We start from the raw sequence: 15,073 nt of genomic DNA, 5'->3' as shown, positions 1-15,073 counted from the left end.
CCGGCCGGGAGCACGATCGCCCGGCTATGTGATGGCGCCGAGGCCCCGCCGGCCGAGGCTGCGGTCGATCAGCTCGGCTATGCGCAGGCTGGAGCGCCGGGCCTCGAGGTGGAGCCGGCCGACGTTGACGCGCGACTCGGCTATCAGCGTCAGGACCGCGGCGTCGCCCGCCGCGTAGGTGGCGACGTAGCCGTCCTCGCCGCGCACGAGCAGCTCGCGGAAACCGCCCTGGCCCGTGCAGTCGCTGAGCCGCTGGGCCACCCCGAGGGCGGCCGCGGTCAGGGCGGCGACGGACTCGGCTTCGGTGGCGGCGCTGTCGTGGGCCAGGACCAGGCCGTCGGCGCTGGCGGCGAGGGCACCGGTGAGCTGGGGGACGCGGGCCCGAAGCCGTGCCAGCTCGGCGAGTATCTCGGCCTCCGCTTCGGCGGGCACCGTGCTCATGTCGGCCTTCCTCCTTTCGGGCTGCCTCCGCTCGGAGCGGTCGCCGCGCTGGGCCGGTCGCAGCGGGAGCCTCACAGGCTTGCCTCCAGTGCGTCGCGTAACCGGCGCAGCAACGCCACATCCGGGGACTGCGCCTGCGTCATCCAGTCGGGCAGGAGTGCTTCGGGTGCGGCGGCCGGGGCCGCCGGCGCGGACGGGGTCTCGACCAGTCCGGCCGCCGCCAGGCGCCGTACGTCGAGCAGGGTGTGGAAGGCCGGCCGGCCCAGCACCCACGCCAGGTCGGCCGGTGTCCGTACGCCGTCCGCCTGGTCCAGCAGGATCCGCTGCCGGGCGGTGACGGTCTGGCCGGGGGCGGCGGCCCGGGGCACGACCGGGGAGGTGTCCAGCAGCGGGTAGGGCCAGACCGCGTCGAGCAGTTCCCGGCGGCGCCGGGTCTCCCGCTCGACGGCGTCGGCCGGAACGGAACGGACGGAGCCGATCCAGTGCGTGGCCCCGCGGCGGAAGCGGGAGGGGCCGCTGCCCGGGGAGAGCGCGAAGAAGGCGGCGTCGAATATCGCGGCGAGGTGGCAGATCTCCAGCTCGCCGCCCGCCATGCCTCCGCTGTCGACGAGGAAGCGGGCGACCTGGCGGCGGGCGCCGGCCTTGTTCACGGCGTCGGTCCAGCGCTCGGGGGTGAGGCCGCCGCCGGTGGTGAGCAGGACGTCGAGGCCGGGGGTGGCCGGACTCTCGGCGTGCACGACGCGGCCGTCCTCCAGGAAGAGGGTGCCTCGCTCGCGGAGCAGCGCGCCGGTGGCGCGCTCGGCGGCGAGCCGGGTGAGCAGGGGCGAGACGGCGGCCGGGGTGCCGGCCTGGCCGTCGGGGAGGGCGGGGGTCCCGGAAGGAGCCGGGGCACCGGGGGGCAGGGCCGCCGCGTTCACTTGAGCACCAGCCCCTCGGCCAGGGACCGGAGTCTGTGCCGGGCGAGGGCGAGGTTGCCGTCGGCCCGGTCGAGCCACAGGTGTAGGAAGACGCTGCTGTCGAAGCTGGTCTCGACGAAGCGGAGCACGTGGTAGCCGGTCCGGGTGGTGACGATCAGGTCCTCGACGGGCGGTCCGGCGGCTTCGCCCGAGCCTGGTTCCGCCGGGGCGAAGGACTCGTACTCGGCGGCCGCCCTGGCCAGCTCGGCGGTCTCGGCGGCGGTGGTCTCGTGGTCCCCCACCGGTGAGTCCCCGATGGTGCCGAGGGCCAGCCCGCTGCTCCAGTCGACCAGCGCGGCCCCCCTCGCACCAGGCAGGGCCATGGCTTCGAGCAGGCATTCGTCGATCCCGGGCACGCGGGCTCCCCTCCCGGCCGGACCGTGCGTGGTGCACGGTCGTACGGCGCGACAGGAGGAACTTACTCAACTTCCACAGTGCGGAAGGGGGTTCTGGCATTTTCCGCTGGAACATGCGCGGTAGCACGTGACAGCTTGGCCGGAACCCATCGGAATTTGATCATTGCGTTGATCCATCCGCTCCGCGCCGGTCATACGGAACCCGAATTCACGAGGCGAGAGGCAGTGGCAGACCGTCCGCGAGCCGGAAGGCTCCGCCCTCTCGCTGCACGTAGCCCTCGTGGCTGAGGGTGCGCAGCAAGTGGTAGACGGTGGGCAGCGGGATACCCGTGAGGCGCGCGAGCCTCTTGGCGGTCGCCCCGCCCTCCGCGTACATCGCTTCCACGAGACGCAGCGCCCTCTGGACGGAACCGATGAGGGTGGGTGCGGTGGCGGTGCTGGTGATGTCGTCCGAACTGTCCTTCTGGCTGCGGTCGGTGCCCATGAGTGGTCCCCCTGCTCCGGTACGAGGCCTGGCAAACCCATCAAAGTCGCTCATCGGCCGCAAAACCAGCGGACGCGCGTAAACCCGAGCATAAGATCAACCAATACCCGACCGGCGAAACCGATGCGGTGGCGAGGATCACTGGGCGCAGGTCACGAAGGCCGGCAGGGAGGCCTCCTCGACGAGGCGGCGCGGGAGGGACAGCGCGAAGCGGTGCTCCAGGACGCGGAGGGTGAGGCGGTCCCGGTCCTCGTACGGTTCCCCCTCGGGGCGGGCGCAGCCGCCGTCCGGGGTGAGGATCTTGGCCTCGACCAGCTCCGGCAGGAGGAAGTCGGGCCGGTGGCCGCCGCGCCAGCACTCCTCACCGAGGCCGAAGCAGCAGACGAGCTCGCCGTCGCGGGCGTACGCGAACTGCTTGGGCGGGTGGTCCGGCTGCGGGTCGAGGTGGACGGCCTCGGCGCCGCCGCGGGAGATCTCGGCGAGGCGCTGCGCCCCGGCCGGCATGCCGTGTTCGATGGCGAAGGACCAGCCGCCCCAGCTGCCGACGCGGGCCACGCCGTCGCCGTCCACGGTCTCGGTGACCATGCTCCACGCGTCGATGGCGCCCAGTGGCCCGGGGTGGACGCCGGGTATCGCGCCGAGTCGCGCGGCCAGTTCCTCGGGGCCGATGCCCCGGGCGAAGGTCAGACTGACGTACCAGGCGTCCCAGTCCGCCAGCCACCGGATGCCGCCGTCGGCTCCGGTGCCGTGGTCCCTGCCCGTGCCGCCGTCCGCGTCGCCGCCGCTCCCGGTGATGTCAGCCGTCTCCACGGTGCCCTCCCGCGCTTCGTGCCGGTGCTCGGTGCTCCCCCACCGGCACGATAGTCAGTCGGCGGGGTGCTCCGGGAGGAGGCGCTCGACCATGACGTCGATGAGCCCCTCCAGCGGGTAGGGGTCCAGCAGTCCGGGCGCGGTCAGGTCGTCGACGATCAGCCCCAGCATGGCCAGGTACAGCAGCACCACGCCCTGCCGGTCCCCCGGCAGTCCCGCCTCCAGGTGCCAGGCGATGTTCGCCTCCAGCTCGGCGCCCTGGAATCCGGCCAGTTCGCTTTGGAGCTCGGGCCGCCGGGTGGCCTCCAGCCTCAGTTCCAGCATCGCGGTGTGGACGCTGCGCTCGCGGCGCATGCGCTCCACGAGCCGGCCGAGCAGCTCTCTCGTGTCGAGCGGGCCGGCCAGGTCCGCCGGGTCGGGGGTCAGCCGCTCCCGGGTGCGGTGCAGGATCTGTACCAGCAACTGGGCCCGGTTGGCGAAGTAGTTGGAGGAGGTGCCCGTCGGGACCCCGGCCTCGACGTCCACCGCACGCAGGGTGAGCCCGCGGGAGCCCTCGCGGGCGAGGACTTCGATGGCGGCGTCGAGCAGCGCGGCGCGGCGCTCCGGGTTCTGGCGCATGGGCGGATCCCTGACGGTGTGGACACGGGGCCGTGCGGGGCGGCACGGCGTAAGCGGTGCTGCGGCCCGCCGGTACGCCGGGCACGCCCGTACCGCTGCTATGACCGCCGCATATGCACTGCACGCGCAGTGCTTCGGACACGCTAGCGGACACGGCACCGTCCCGGCCCTCCCCACCGCCCCCTCCGCCGTGCCACCCTGCCCGTCATGGAGCGGATCATCGAGGAGATACGCGAGGACCTGAACCGCCGGATCGCCGTCGCGGCGCACCGGCTCGCCGACCGGATGCCGACCGAGGAACCCGCCTACGCCGCCCTGCTCGGGCGGGCCGAACTGCGCGACCGGTTACACGACGTCCTGCGCCAGGCCGTCGAGGGTCTGGCCGGCGGTTCCCCCGGCCTCGTGCCGGATCTCGCCGACGCCCGCGCCGAGGGCGCGCTCCGCGCCGGCCAGGGGCTGCCGCTCGACTCCCTGCTGCGCGTCTACCGGCTCGGCGGCCGACTGCTGTGGCAGAGCCTGACCGAGGCGGTGGCCGCCCACGACCGGGCCGCGCTGCCCCGGCTGCTGACCGCGGCGCCGGCACTGTGGGACGTGATGGACCGGACGGCGGACGCCGCGGCCGAGTCCTACCGGCGGGCCGAGACCGTGCGCGGCGAGCGCGAGCGGGAGCTGCGGGCGGCGCTGCTCGACACTCTGTTCGACGGAGCCGGTCCGCCGGAGGCGGCCGCCGAGTCGGCGCACCGGCTCGGGCTGCCGGAGCGCGGCCGGTTCGCGGTCGTGGTCCTCGGCCCGGGCGGGAGCGCGGACGCGCACCCCGGCGCCGGCGCCCCGCGCGTGCTGTGGCGGATCCGCGCCGACGGGGAGACCGGGCTCGTGGACCTGGGCCACCTTCCGCTGGAATCCGTACGGGACGCGCTCGCCCCGCTCGGGGTGCGCGCCGGGGTGAGCCCGGTGGTGTCGTCGCCGGCGGAGCTGGCACGGGCCCGCCGGCTGGCCGTCCTCGCGCTGGGCACGGCCCCCGCCTCGGAGGGCCCGCGCACCTCTCTACTGGACGAGCGGCTCCCGGCGGCCCTGGTCGCGGCCGAGCCCGATCTCGCGGGCCGGCTGCGCCAGGTGGTGCTGGGTCCCGTCCTGGCGCTGGCTCCGGAGGACCGCCGGGTGCTGCTGACCACCCTGGGCACCTGGCTGACCTGCCAGGGCTCGACGACGTACGCGGCGCAGCGGCTGTACTGCCACCGCAACACGGTCTCGAACCGGCTTCGCCGCCTGGAGCAGCTCACCGGCCGCTCCCTGTCCGATCCGGCGCACGTGGTGGAACTGGCGCTGGCCCATACGGCGGTGACCCTGCGCCCGGCTACCCCGGCACCCGTTCCCCCTCCGGCTCCGGCGCCTCCGGTTCCGCGGGCTTCGCGGACTTCGCCGACTCCAGGAGATACGGCACGTCGATGACCGCGACCCCGGGCGTGAACAGCAACCGCGCCTTGAGCCGCAGCGCGTTCTGGTTGTGCAGGGGCTGCTCCCACCAGTGCCCGACCACGTACTCGGGGATCACCACCGACAGCATGTCCGTCCCCTCGGCGGCCGCCTGCTCCTGTACGTAGGCGAGCACCGGCCCGATGACCTCCCGGTACGGGGAGTGCAGCACCTTCAGCGCGATGCCCGGGTCGTGCTCGGCCCAGGCCGCCCGCAGCCGGTCCGCGTCCTCCTCGTCGGCGGCCACCGAGACGGCCGTCAGGGTGTCGGGCCGCAGTCCCATGGCGAAGCCGAGGGCTTTGAGCGTCGGGGCGTGGACGGCGGCGACGAGGACGACGACGTGGTGGCGGGAGGGCTTGCGCGGTTTCATCCCGGGGGCGACGGCCACTTCCCGCGCCACGGTGTCGTAGTGGCGGCGCACGCCCTTCATGCCGAGGAAGAGCAGCGGCATGGCGATGACCACGAGCCAGGCACCGTGGGTGAACTTGGTGATCAGGACGATGACCAGGACCACGGAGGTCATGACGGCGCCGACGGCGTTGATGGCGCGCCTGCGGTGGATGTGGATCCGCTCCTCCTGCCGGGTCTCGGGCGAGGCGAGTTCCTGCTTCCAGTGCCGGACCATGCCGGCCTGCGAGAGGGTGAAGGAGACGAAGACGCCGATGATGTACAGCTGGATGAGGCGGGTCAGCTGGGCGTCGAAGGCGACGATGAGGGCGATGGCGGCGAGCGCCAGCAGGACGACGCCGTTCGAGTAGACGAGCCGGTCGCCGCGGTTGTAGAGCTGGCGCGGCACGTACCGGTCCTTGGCCAGGATGGAGGCGAGCATCGGGAAACCGTTGAACGCGGTGTTCGCGGCGAGGACCAGCACGCCGGCCGTGACGGCCTGGAGCAGGTAGAAGAGGAAGTGCCAGTCGCCGAAGGTGGCGCGGCCGATCTGTGCGAGCGCGGTGGACATCGGCGTCCCGGGGGCCAGGCCGAGCTCGGCCGGATCCGCCGCGACGTGCACCTTGTAGTTCATCGCGAGGATGGTGATCCCGCCGAACATGGTGACGGCCAGCGCGCCCATCACCGCGAGGGTGGTCGCCGCGTTCTGGCTCTTCGGCTTCCGGAAGGCGGGCACGCCGTTGCTGATGGCCTCGACGCCGGTCAGCGCCGTACAGCCGGAGGCGAAGGCGCGCAGCGCGAGCAGCACCAGGGCGAGCCCGGCGTAGGTGCCGGCTTCGGTGATCGGCAGCTCGGCCGATTCGGCGCGGATGGTGTCGCCGGTCGCGAGACGGTAGGCGGCCACCGCGAACATGAGGTAGATGACGAGCACGAAGCCGTAGGTCGGGATGGCGAAGACCCGGCCCGACTCCCGTACGCCGCGCAGGTTCATCAGGGTCAGCAGCACCACGAAACCCACCGACATGGAGACTTCGTGGTCGTCGAGGGCGGGGATGGCGGAGGTGATGGCGGAGACGCCGGAGACGACGGAGACGGCGACCGTCATGACGTAGTCGACGAGCAGGGCGCTCGCGGCGGTGAGTGCGGCGCTCTCGCCGAGGTTCTTGGAGCTGACGATGTAGGCTCCGCCGCCGCCCGGGTAGGCGTGACAGGTCTGCCGGTAGGAGGCGACGACGACCACGAGCAGGAAGACGATGGCGGCGGCCGCGTACCAGGCGAGGTGGAGCAGCGCGACGCCGCCGAGGGCGAGGATCAGCAGGATCTCCTCGGTGGCGTAGGCCACCGAGGAGAGCGGGTCGCTGCAGAAGATGGGGAGGGCGAGCCGTTTGGGAAGCAGGGTCTCGCCCAGACGCGCGGTGTCGAGCGGTTCACCGACCAGCACACGTTTCGCATTGATACGCCTCATTCAGGCATGATCAGATACAAGCGTCCTGATTTTTCCCTCATAAGCCCTGTGTCACGGGGTGAACCCTGCCGGAGCCCGAACCGAACACCACTTCGACGCGGTGTGCCGGCAGCGCCCGCCTACATCTTGGCGGCCGCGCTGCGGATCGCCTCCCGGATGCGGAAGTAGGTGCCGCAGCGGCAGATGTTGGCGATCGCGTCGATGTCCTCGTCCGTGGGCGTGCTCGTCCGCTTCAGCAGGGCCACCGCCGCCATGATCTGGCCCGGCTGGCAGAAACCGCACTGGGAGACGTCCTGTTCGAGCCAGGCCTCCTGCACGGGGTGCAGCTCGTCGCCGTTCGCCAGGCCCTCGATCGTGGTGACCGACTTCCCCGCGCACGCGGAGACCGGCACGACGCAGGGGCGGACGTCCGCACCGTCGAGGTGGCTGGTGCAGGCCTTGCAGACGTCCACGCCGCAGCCGTACTTGGGGCCGCGCACGCCCAGCATGTCGCGCAGCACCCACAGCAGGGGCAGATCGTCGGGCGCGTCCACGGTGACGCTCTGCCCGTTGACGGTGAAGGTGTGCGAGGGCACGGCTCGGCTCCTGGACTAGCGGGGGTAAGGGGTGAAGTCGACGTCGAAGTCGAGGGGGAAGCTGCGCGGCTTGGTGCCGGTGGCCCGGGCGTAGGCGTTGGCGATCGCGCCCACGGCGGCGGGCAGGCCCAGCTCGCCGGCGCCGCCCGGCGCCGTGCCGGTCGCCGGGAGCACGAAGACCCGTACGTCGCGCGGGGTGTCGCGCTGCTGCGCCCAGTGGAACTGGCTGTAACTGCCCTCCAGCGGGAGACCCTTGTCCAGGTGCAGGCCGGCCTTCAGCGTGGTGGAGATGGCGTCGGTGAGACCGCCGATCATCTGGGCCTCCAGACCGCGCGGGTTGACGGGCAGGCCCACGTCGACGGCGATGACGGCCTTGGTGACGCGGACGTGCTCCGGATCCCTGGTGTCGATCTCCACCAGGCAGGCGGTACGGGACTTGTACTCCTCGTGGAAGGCGATGCCCTGGGCGCACCCGACGGGCAGGGCGCGGCCCCAGTTCCCTTCCGTCGCCACCTTGTCGAGCACGGCGCGCTGGGCTGCCGTCTTCAGGAAGGTCCGGCGGAACCGGTACGGGTCACGCCCGGTCGCGGCGGCCAGCTCGTCGACCACGATCTCCTCGGCGCCCCGGGTGTTCGCCGAGTACACCGAGCGCCAGGAACCAGTGGGCACCCCGGTCGGGACCTCCGTGAGCGCCTGGGTGGTGAGCCCGAAGTGGTACGGGGACTTGATCGTGGTGAGGAACAGCGTCTGGGCGAGGGTCGCGTTGCCGATGCCGAGCGGAAGGCTCGCGGCGGTGGCGGTGATGATCTCGCCGAGGCCGTGCCGGAAGTCGGTCTCGGCGGCGGCGACCCGGTGTTCGAAGCTGAGCACCTCGCCGAGCAGGTGGGTGGCACGGATCTTGTGGTGCGTGGCGGGGCGCATCCGGCCGTGCCGGGTGTCGTCGACGCGGGTCCACATCAGGCGGACCGGGCGGCGGCACGCCTTGGAGATCCGGGCCGCCTCCAGGGCGGCGTCGAAGAACAGCCGGCGGCCGAAGGAACCGCCGGCCTGGACCACGTGGACGGTGACCTTGTCGAGCGGCAGGCCGAGGTCGGCGGCGATCGTCTCGCGGGCCACGATCGGGGACTTGAGCCCGGACCAGATCTCCGCGCGGTCGTCGCGGACGTCCGCCACGGCGGAGTTGGTCTCCATCGGGGCGTGGCTGACGAAGGCGAAGTCGAACTCGGCGTCCACGTGCGCCGTGAGCAGCGGCGGCACCAGCAGCGGCGGCGTGGCGGCGCGCAGCTTCGTACGGACCTGTGCGTCCGAGAGCTGGTCGGCGGGGCCCGGTCCCCAGGTGACCTGGAGGGCGGCCTTGGCGTCGAGGGCCTGGCCGAAGGTCTCGGCGACGACGGCCACGCCGGTGGCGACGGTGACCACGTGCAGGACGCCGGGCATGGCCTCGACGGCGGCGAGGTTGGCCACGGCGCGGACGCTGCCGCCGAGGGTCGGCGGGCGGCGGACCACGCAGGGCTTGGCACCGGGCACGTCGAGGTCGAGGGTGTAGCGCTGGGCCCCGGTGACCATGGCGCGGGCGTCGATCCGGCTGGTGGGCTTGCCGACGAGCGTGTGCTTCGCGGCCGGCTTGGGGGTGGCGCCGAGGACGATCAGGGCGGGGTCGGCGGCGGCCGCGGCGAGCGAGCCGTAGCCGGCGGTGCGGCCGTCGGGGGCGCTGACGGCGCCGTTCGCGGTGGTGAGGGAGGACGCCGGGAGGCTCCAGTGCCGCGCGGCGGCCGCGACGAGGCGGGCGCGGGCGGTGGCGGCGCACTGGCGGACCGGTCCGTAGAGGGAGCGGATGGAGTTGGAGGAGCCGGTGAGCTGGTTGAAGAGCAGCTCGGGGCGGGCGTCGTCCAGTTCGACCCGTACGCCGGCCAGTGGCGCGTCGAGTTCCTCGGCGACGAGCATCGCCACCGCGGTGGTCAGGCCCTGGCCCACTTCCTCGCGCGGCAGCCGGAAGCGGATGGTCCCGTCGGCGTCGACGACGAGCGCGAGCAGGGCGGAGGTGGGGGCGCCGGCCAGGATGAACAGGTCGCCGAGGTCCAGCAGGTCGGCGATGGCGGGCAGGGTCGGGATCACGGCGTGGGCGGCCTGCGGGGCCAAGGCGTCGGCCCCGGCGCGGGTGACGAGGGCGAGGGTCGGCGCCGCGACGAGGTAGGTGAGGAAGGACCGCCGGCTGTGCCCCCCGCCCTCGGCCGGCCGGCCCGGAGCGCCGCCGGGCTCCCGGGGATCCTCTGCGCGGCTGTGGCCGCCGGTCGGCGCGTGGCTCTGCCCGGTCATGTCGTCGTGTCCCCACCCTGCGCGCAGCCCGCCCAAGCGGACCTCCCCGGCTCATTACCGACACGTAGGGTAGCCATCACCCGGTGCGCTGGGAAGTCCCGGCCCGACCCCGGCGGCGGCGCGCGCGGGGCCCGGCCGCAACACGGGGGTCCTTCGTTCGGGGGGTACCGGCCCGGGCGAGTTGATCCGGGTCCCGCACCGCTTTTCGCGAGCAGCCGGGGCAACGTCCCTCGTACACCTCGGCCGTACGATCGACCATCCCCGTCCGAAAGGCCGGTTTCCGGCCGCGGGGGAACGACGGAAGGAGAGCGCCGGGAGCCCGGCGGTGCGGCGTGGACGCGCGCCTGGGCCGACCCGGCGTCCGGCACGGTCTACTGCCTCTCCGAGGCACCCTCGGCGGACGCGGTCCAGCGCATCAACGAGCGCACGGGCCACCCGGCCGGCGAGATCCAACCGGTGCCGCTCGCCGTGTAACGGCCCAGGCACCGCAAGGATCGACGGGGCTCCGGTCCCGATCCGCCGGCAGGGTTTGACTGGATTCGTTCGCACACCCGAGAGGGGCCGGGAGGCCGCAGGCATATGCCTTAAGCAAGCCCGCTACAGATGTTGCCAAACGCCTTACAGGCCGTCGCCGCCTGTGCAAGAGTCGTTACAGGCCCTTCCATCAGAACCGGTCCCTCCTCAGACTTGGCCGTGCCGCGCCTGTATCGGAGTTCTCATGCCGTCCCACCTGTACGCGGACCGCCCCGCGCAGCCCCCCGAGCCAGGGTCGGTGGACGCACTGATCTCCCAGACCCGAAGGCTCCGGGGAGAAGTCGACGCCGTCCGCCGCGACACCGTCGTCGACGACGACGACGCGCAGGGCCGCTGGCAGCGCGCACTGTGCGATCTCGCCGTCCACCACCTCGACGACCTCCGCGAACACCTCGGCCAGCTCAAGGAGGGCCTGCCGGCCGCCGCGCCCGAAGCCGCAGCGGTGCCGCAAGCCGCCCCCGAGACCGGGGCGGAGGCCCAGCAGACCCGGGTCGGCAGCGCCGAGTGGAACCTGCTGACCGACGAGGTCAACTGGTCCGACGAGCTCTTCCAGATCTTCGGCCGCTCCCCGGAAGCCGGCGCGCTGCCCCTCGACGAGCTGGGCTCCACCCTGTTCTCCGAGGACCAGCCGCTGCTGACGGCGATGGTGACGGCCTGCCTGGTGGACGGCAAGCCCATAGACGGCGAGTTCCGCATCGTCCGGGCCGACGGCCGCGTCCGGACGCTGCACATGAGGGGCGAGCCGGTACTCGACTCCGACGGCTGTACGGCCTCCATGTGGGCCGTACTGCGCGACGTGAGCGAACTGCGCCGCAGCCAGCGGGCGGTGCGCGAGTCCCGCGACTCGCTGCAGCGCCGGCAGGAGATCGCGCAGACCGAGCGCCGGCTGGCGGTCGAGCTGCAGGAAGCCGTGCTCCCCCCGTGGCGCGGCTCCCTGCGGTTCCCGCACGACAGCACCCGGGCACTGGACGTCGCCGCGCACTATCTGCCCTCCGCGACCAGCGCGCTGATCGGCGGCGACTGGTACGACGCGCTCGAACTGCCCGACGGGCACTCCATGTTGACCGTCGGCGATCTGACCGGGCACGGGGTGACCGCCACCTCCGGCATGGCGATGATGCTCGGCGCCCTGCGCGGGATGGCCATGGCGGGCATCGAGCCGGGCCCCCTGATGGGCTGGCTGAACCAGCTCCTGGAAACCTCCGTACAGCCCGCGCTGGGATCGGCGGTTTGCTGTCGCTACGATCCCGCCCGCCGGGTGCTGTCCTGGGCGCAGGCCGGCCATCCCGCCCCGCTGCTGTTCCGGCGCGGCCAGGGCCGCTCGCTGCTGCCGCCCGAGGGCGTACTGCTCGGAGCGACCTCCGGAGCGACGTACGGACAGGCGGAGGAGCGGCTGGAGGCCGGCGACGTGCTCGTCCTGCACACCGACGGACTGACGCCGCGCAGCATCGAGTTCAGCAAGGCCGACGGGACCGCGCGGCTGCTGGCTCTCGCCCCGCACTTCTCGGCGGCGCGGTCGGCGCAGGAATGCGTGCGCCTGGTGATCGGGGAGTTCGGAGAGGGCGAGCGCGAGGACGACGCCTGCGTGCTGGTGGCCAGGATCGGCTCGTAGCGGGCGGGCCCGATCCGTCGGGCCCCTGCGCGTACCAGGTTCAGGAGTTCAGGGCCGCGCCGGAGGGCGCGGCCTTCCTCGTCTGCGTGCTCGGGGTGCCACGGGCCACGGACCGTACCGGCCTCAGACCGTACGGGCGACAGGGCTGTCCGGCAGCGCCAGCTTGATCTCCTCGCGGAGCTCCTCGATGCCGGCGAAGCCCGAGTAATGTCCGGTCAGCCGGTACATCTCGCGCAGCCGGTCCCATGTGCGGTGCGAGGAGGTCTCGTTCATCGAGACGAGCGCGAGGCGGGCGTAGCGGTCGGCCTGCTCCGGGTCGTCGGCGATGAAGCAGGCCGAGGCCATCGAAATGTAGTCGAAGATCTTCGATCTCTGGTGGCCGTCGGCCCGCAGTCGCAGGGCTTCCCTGGCGTGCTTCTGGGCGATCGGCGCCGCCGAGGGGTCGTGGTCGGCGAGGGTGCGGAAGGCCAGCGCCTGCATGCCGTGCAGGTCGGCCTCGTCGAAGTGCTGCATCCAGGAGGGCGGTGGCACGTCACCCGAGGTGGACACGAACAGGTCCTCGGCCTCGCCCAGGGTGCGCCGCATGGCCTGCCCCTTGCCCAGCGCGGCCTGCGCCCAGGCCTCGATGGTGTGCAGCATGGCGCGGGTGCGGGGCAGCGTCTGCTCGCCGGAGCCGGACTGCGCCAGCTTCATCAGGTCGAGGGCCTCGTTCGGCTTGCCCAGGTGGACCATCTGCCGGGCGGCGCGGGAGAGCGCCTCCCCCGCGCGCGGCCGGTCGCCGCCCTCGCGGGCCGCGTGGGCGGCGATGACGAAGTACTTCTGCGCCGTCGGCTCCAGGCCCACGTCGTGGGACATCCAGCCCGCCAGCACCGCCAGGTTGGCAGCCACCCCCCACAACCGCCGCTGCAGGTGGTCGGGATGGTGGTACGCGAGCATGCCGCCCACCTCGTTGAGCTGCCCGACCACGGCCTTGCGCTGGAGGCCGCCGCCTCTGGAGGCGTCCCACGCGCGGAAGACCTCCACGGAGCGCTCCAGGGCCTCGATCTCCTGCGAGCCGATGGGCGCGGCCTCGTAGCGGTCGTAACCCGCCGCGTCGGCCTGGAAGTAGTCGTCGTGCCCCTGCGCGCCCTTCGCGCGGGCGGGGTCGGTGTGGAGCCAGTCGTACATGGCGTTGCTGAGGGCTGAGCCGGCGGTGAGCGCGGCACCCGCGCTCATCAGACCGCGACGGTTGAGCATGAGGTCCATTCCCGTGAATTCGGTGAGGACCGCGGCTGTGCGTTCGGGCGCCCAGGGCATTCCGTCGGGGTTCTCCTTCTCCCCGTCCGGCTGCCGTTTGGTGGTGCGCCGTTGCCGTACGAACCCGAGGTCCTCGATGGTCACGACACGACCGAGCCGCTCGGTGAACAGGGCTGCCAGTACCGTGGGAACCGGTTCGCGCGGGGTCTCCCCCATGTCGATCCAGCGCCGCACCCGCGAGGTGTCGGTCGCCAGCTGGTGGTGACCCATGGAGGCCGCCTGCCGGTTGACCATCCTCGCCAGTTCACCCTTCGACCAGCCGGCCAGGCCGAACAAGTCGTTCAGACGGGTGTTTGGTCCTTTGCTCACGTCAAGCCCCCAGGTTCTCGGCTGAGTTGACAGTAACCCCCCGTCAGATGCCGAGCGACTATTCGCCAGGGTTCGCCAGGGCACGCAATGTGGTCCGCCACCCACGGCCGGGTGTCAGGTAGGAATGCGCCTCCCCGACCCGGTCACCGGCGGAACTCCCCAGGGTGATGCACGGGATCCGGCGGGGCGGCGTACGCAACTCGTCGGCGCACGAAGGGATCCGTAACGCCATGTACGCAGCAACGACCTCCGTGTCCGCACCTGTCCGGCCGCACCGCACCCTCCCCGCGGGGGGCAGCCCCTACCTCGAGCCCGGCCGCCCCGCGGCGACGTCGCAGGGCGTCGTACGGACGCGGCGGATTCCGGGTACCGGATCGCAGCCGCTCAGCGGAAGAATCGACCTCTCGGGCCCGCAGGGCGCCCAGTTGCGCACCGCGCTCGCATCGGTCCAGCGGATCTGTCCGGAGTTCGCTCCGGTGCAGGTGCTGCGGCGCAGCGGCAGGTCGGTCCTGCTGGTGGGGACCACCGGGCGGATGACGGCCGTAGCGAAGGTCTTACTGGATCACTCGCCAGAGTGGCGCGAGCGGTACCGGCACGAAATAGTGACGTACCGGACCTTCGTCCGGCACCGCCCGCAGGTCCGGGTGCCGCGGCTGATCGCCGCCGATCCGGAGAACTGCGTACTGATCGTCGAGCGGATGGCGGGCCGGGTCGCGGCGCTGCAGCGGCATCCGGTGGAGTCCCCGCCCAGGGCCGACCTGAGGGCGGCCTTGGGAGCGGTGCGCCAGGTGAACGGCTGGCGGCCTGCCGAGGAGCTCTTCGGGCGGCCGCTGAACTACGGCCGGCGCATCGCCCGGGACTACGAACTGGGCCTGCTGACCGACCGGGACCTCGGTGACCTGCAGAAGCTGCTGCACGGGGTGAAACTGTCCGGCACCCCCTGGCAGTTCAACCACGGCGACGCGCTCCTGTCGAACCTGCTGCTGTCCCCGGCGGGACCGGTGCTCCTCGACTGGGAGCACGCCGGCTGGTACCTCCCGGGCTACGACCTGGCCACGCTGTGGACGGTACTGGGCGACGCCCCGGCCGCCCGGGCCCAGATCAGCCGCATGGCCCAGGCGGCCGGACCGGCGGCGCGGGACGCGTTCCTGGTCAACCTGATGCTGGTGCTGACCCGGGAGATCCGGATGTCCGAGACGGCGGTCCAGCGCTCGATGCTGGCGGCCACCCCGGCCCAGTCCCTCCCGGCGGGCGCCCTGTCCTCCGGCGAGGAGCAGCGCCTGCTGCTGCGCCGCCTGCACGACGACGCGGGCATGGCCCGCAGGGCGCTCCGCGCGGCGGTGGGCACCCGCTGATCCCCGCACGACCCGTAGTCCCGCGGCCCTCGGGCCGCGGGACTACGTCGCGTTGTGGCGCCGCGCACCCCCTGGACGGCCGCGCC

12 protein-coding genes and 2 pseudogenes are annotated in these 15,073 nt (G+C 72.8%); 4 read left to right on the top strand and 10 right to left on the bottom strand.

The genetic code is table 11. The features are described from left to right. Window positions 1-24: 24 nt before the first annotated feature. The 6 genes and pseudogenes from J7F03_RS21040 to J7F03_RS21015 all read right to left on the bottom strand — a co-directional run bounded on the left by J7F03_RS21040 (window position 25) and on the right by J7F03_RS21015 (window position 3,665). Window positions 25-441, bottom strand: a complete 417-nt coding sequence (locus J7F03_RS21040; protein ID WP_214951660.1) for a roadblock/LC7 domain-containing protein — start codon at window positions 439-441, stop codon at window positions 25-27. 71 nt (window positions 442-512) lie between these two features. After that, on the bottom strand, window positions 513-1,358 hold the full coding sequence (locus J7F03_RS21035) for a transcriptional regulator (protein ID WP_374104370.1): 846 nt from the start codon (window positions 1,356-1,358) through the stop codon (window positions 513-515). Beyond that, window positions 1,355-1,753: a hypothetical protein gene (locus J7F03_RS21030; protein WP_214951658.1), complete on the bottom strand. Its 399-nt coding sequence runs from the start codon at window positions 1,751-1,753 to the stop codon at window positions 1,355-1,357. Before J7F03_RS21030 ends, J7F03_RS21035 begins: the two co-directional genes overlap by 4 nt. A gap of 235 nt (window positions 1,754-1,988) precedes the next feature. Then, window positions 1,989-2,237 (bottom strand): annotated as a pseudogene (locus J7F03_RS21025) (helix-turn-helix domain-containing protein); the annotation flags it as partial. Window positions 2,238-2,375: 138 nt separating this feature from the next. Continuing rightward, window positions 2,376-3,047 (bottom strand): DUF6461 domain-containing protein, encoded by a 672-nt coding sequence (locus J7F03_RS21020; protein ID WP_308379828.1) that lies wholly within the window; start codon window positions 3,045-3,047, stop codon window positions 2,376-2,378. Between the two features lie 54 nt (window positions 3,048-3,101). Next, window positions 3,102-3,665, bottom strand: a complete 564-nt coding sequence (locus J7F03_RS21015) for a TetR/AcrR family transcriptional regulator (protein WP_214951654.1) — start codon at window positions 3,663-3,665, stop codon at window positions 3,102-3,104. 207 nt (window positions 3,666-3,872) lie between these two features. Between J7F03_RS21015 and J7F03_RS21010 the strand changes: the two genes are divergently transcribed. Beyond that, a complete protein-coding gene (locus tag J7F03_RS21010) occupies window positions 3,873-5,114 on the top strand; it encodes a CdaR family transcriptional regulator (RefSeq protein ID WP_214951652.1) in 1,242 nt (413 codons plus the stop codon). Here the strand turns inward: J7F03_RS21010 and J7F03_RS21005 are convergent. The 3 genes from J7F03_RS21005 to J7F03_RS20995 all read right to left on the bottom strand — a co-directional run bounded on the left by J7F03_RS21005 (window position 5,020) and on the right by J7F03_RS20995 (window position 9,881). After that, window positions 5,020-6,990: an APC family permease gene (locus J7F03_RS21005; RefSeq protein WP_214951650.1), complete on the bottom strand. Its 1,971-nt coding sequence runs from the start codon at window positions 6,988-6,990 to the stop codon at window positions 5,020-5,022. The genes J7F03_RS21010 and J7F03_RS21005 overlap by 95 nt on opposite strands. A gap of 119 nt (window positions 6,991-7,109) precedes the next feature. Continuing rightward, complete coding sequence (locus J7F03_RS21000) at window positions 7,110-7,565, bottom strand: (2Fe-2S)-binding protein (protein ID WP_214951648.1); 456 nt, start codon at window positions 7,563-7,565, stop codon at window positions 7,110-7,112. A 15-nt stretch (window positions 7,566-7,580) separates the two neighbouring features. After that, a complete protein-coding gene (locus J7F03_RS20995; protein ID WP_251072233.1) occupies window positions 7,581-9,881 on the bottom strand; it encodes a xanthine dehydrogenase family protein molybdopterin-binding subunit in 2,301 nt (766 codons plus the stop codon). A 333-nt stretch (window positions 9,882-10,214) separates the two neighbouring features. Between J7F03_RS20995 and J7F03_RS20990 the strand changes: the two are divergent. Further along, window positions 10,215-10,355 (top strand): annotated as a pseudogene (locus J7F03_RS20990) (nickel-binding protein); the annotation flags it as partial. 244 nt (window positions 10,356-10,599) lie between these two features. Beyond that, window positions 10,600-12,027, top strand: coding sequence for a PP2C family protein-serine/threonine phosphatase (locus J7F03_RS20985; RefSeq protein ID WP_214951646.1), 1,428 nt, complete (start codon window positions 10,600-10,602; stop codon window positions 12,025-12,027). Between the two features lie 123 nt (window positions 12,028-12,150). On the opposite strand, the gene J7F03_RS20980 is transcribed toward J7F03_RS20985, so the two are convergent. Beyond that, window positions 12,151-13,632 (bottom strand): hypothetical protein, encoded by a 1,482-nt coding sequence (locus J7F03_RS20980; RefSeq protein ID WP_214951644.1) that lies wholly within the window; start codon window positions 13,630-13,632, stop codon window positions 12,151-12,153. Between the two features lie 230 nt (window positions 13,633-13,862). Here J7F03_RS20980 and J7F03_RS20975 point away from each other — a divergent pair, with 230 nt between their 5' ends. Beyond that, window positions 13,863-14,987, top strand: coding sequence for an aminoglycoside phosphotransferase family protein (locus J7F03_RS20975; protein ID WP_214951642.1), 1,125 nt, complete (start codon window positions 13,863-13,865; stop codon window positions 14,985-14,987). The last annotated feature ends 86 nt before the right edge of the window (window positions 14,988-15,073 follow it).

This window comes from Streptomyces sp. ISL-43 (assembly GCF_018614195.1).
GTDB lineage: Bacteria > Actinomycetota > Actinomycetes > Streptomycetales > Streptomycetaceae > Streptomyces.
The sequence above is the reverse complement of the archived record's forward strand: the minus strand, read 5'-3'. Positions and strand labels throughout refer to the sequence as shown.

Bases quoted from the DNA above. Each gene is read 5' to 3' on its own strand.
- J7F03_RS20975 (WP_214951642.1), top strand. From the start codon at position 13,863: ATGTACGCAGCAACGACCTCCGTGTCCGCACCTGTCCGGCCGCACCGC.
- J7F03_RS21015 (WP_214951654.1), bottom strand. From the start codon at position 3,665: ATGCGCCAGAACCCGGAGCGCCGCGCCGCGCTGCTCGACGCCGCCATC.
- J7F03_RS21010 (WP_214951652.1), top strand. From the start codon at position 3,873: ATGGAGCGGATCATCGAGGAGATACGCGAGGACCTGAACCGCCGGATC.
- J7F03_RS21005 (WP_214951650.1), bottom strand. From the start codon at position 6,990: ATGAGGCGTATCAATGCGAAACGTGTGCTGGTCGGTGAACCGCTCGAC.
- J7F03_RS20995 (WP_251072233.1), bottom strand. From the start codon at position 9,881: ATGACCGGGCAGAGCCACGCGCCGACCGGCGGCCACAGCCGCGCAGAG.
- J7F03_RS20985 (WP_214951646.1), top strand. From the start codon at position 10,600: ATGCCGTCCCACCTGTACGCGGACCGCCCCGCGCAGCCCCCCGAGCCA.
- J7F03_RS21040 (WP_214951660.1), bottom strand. From the start codon at position 441: ATGAGCACGGTGCCCGCCGAAGCGGAGGCCGAGATACTCGCCGAGCTG.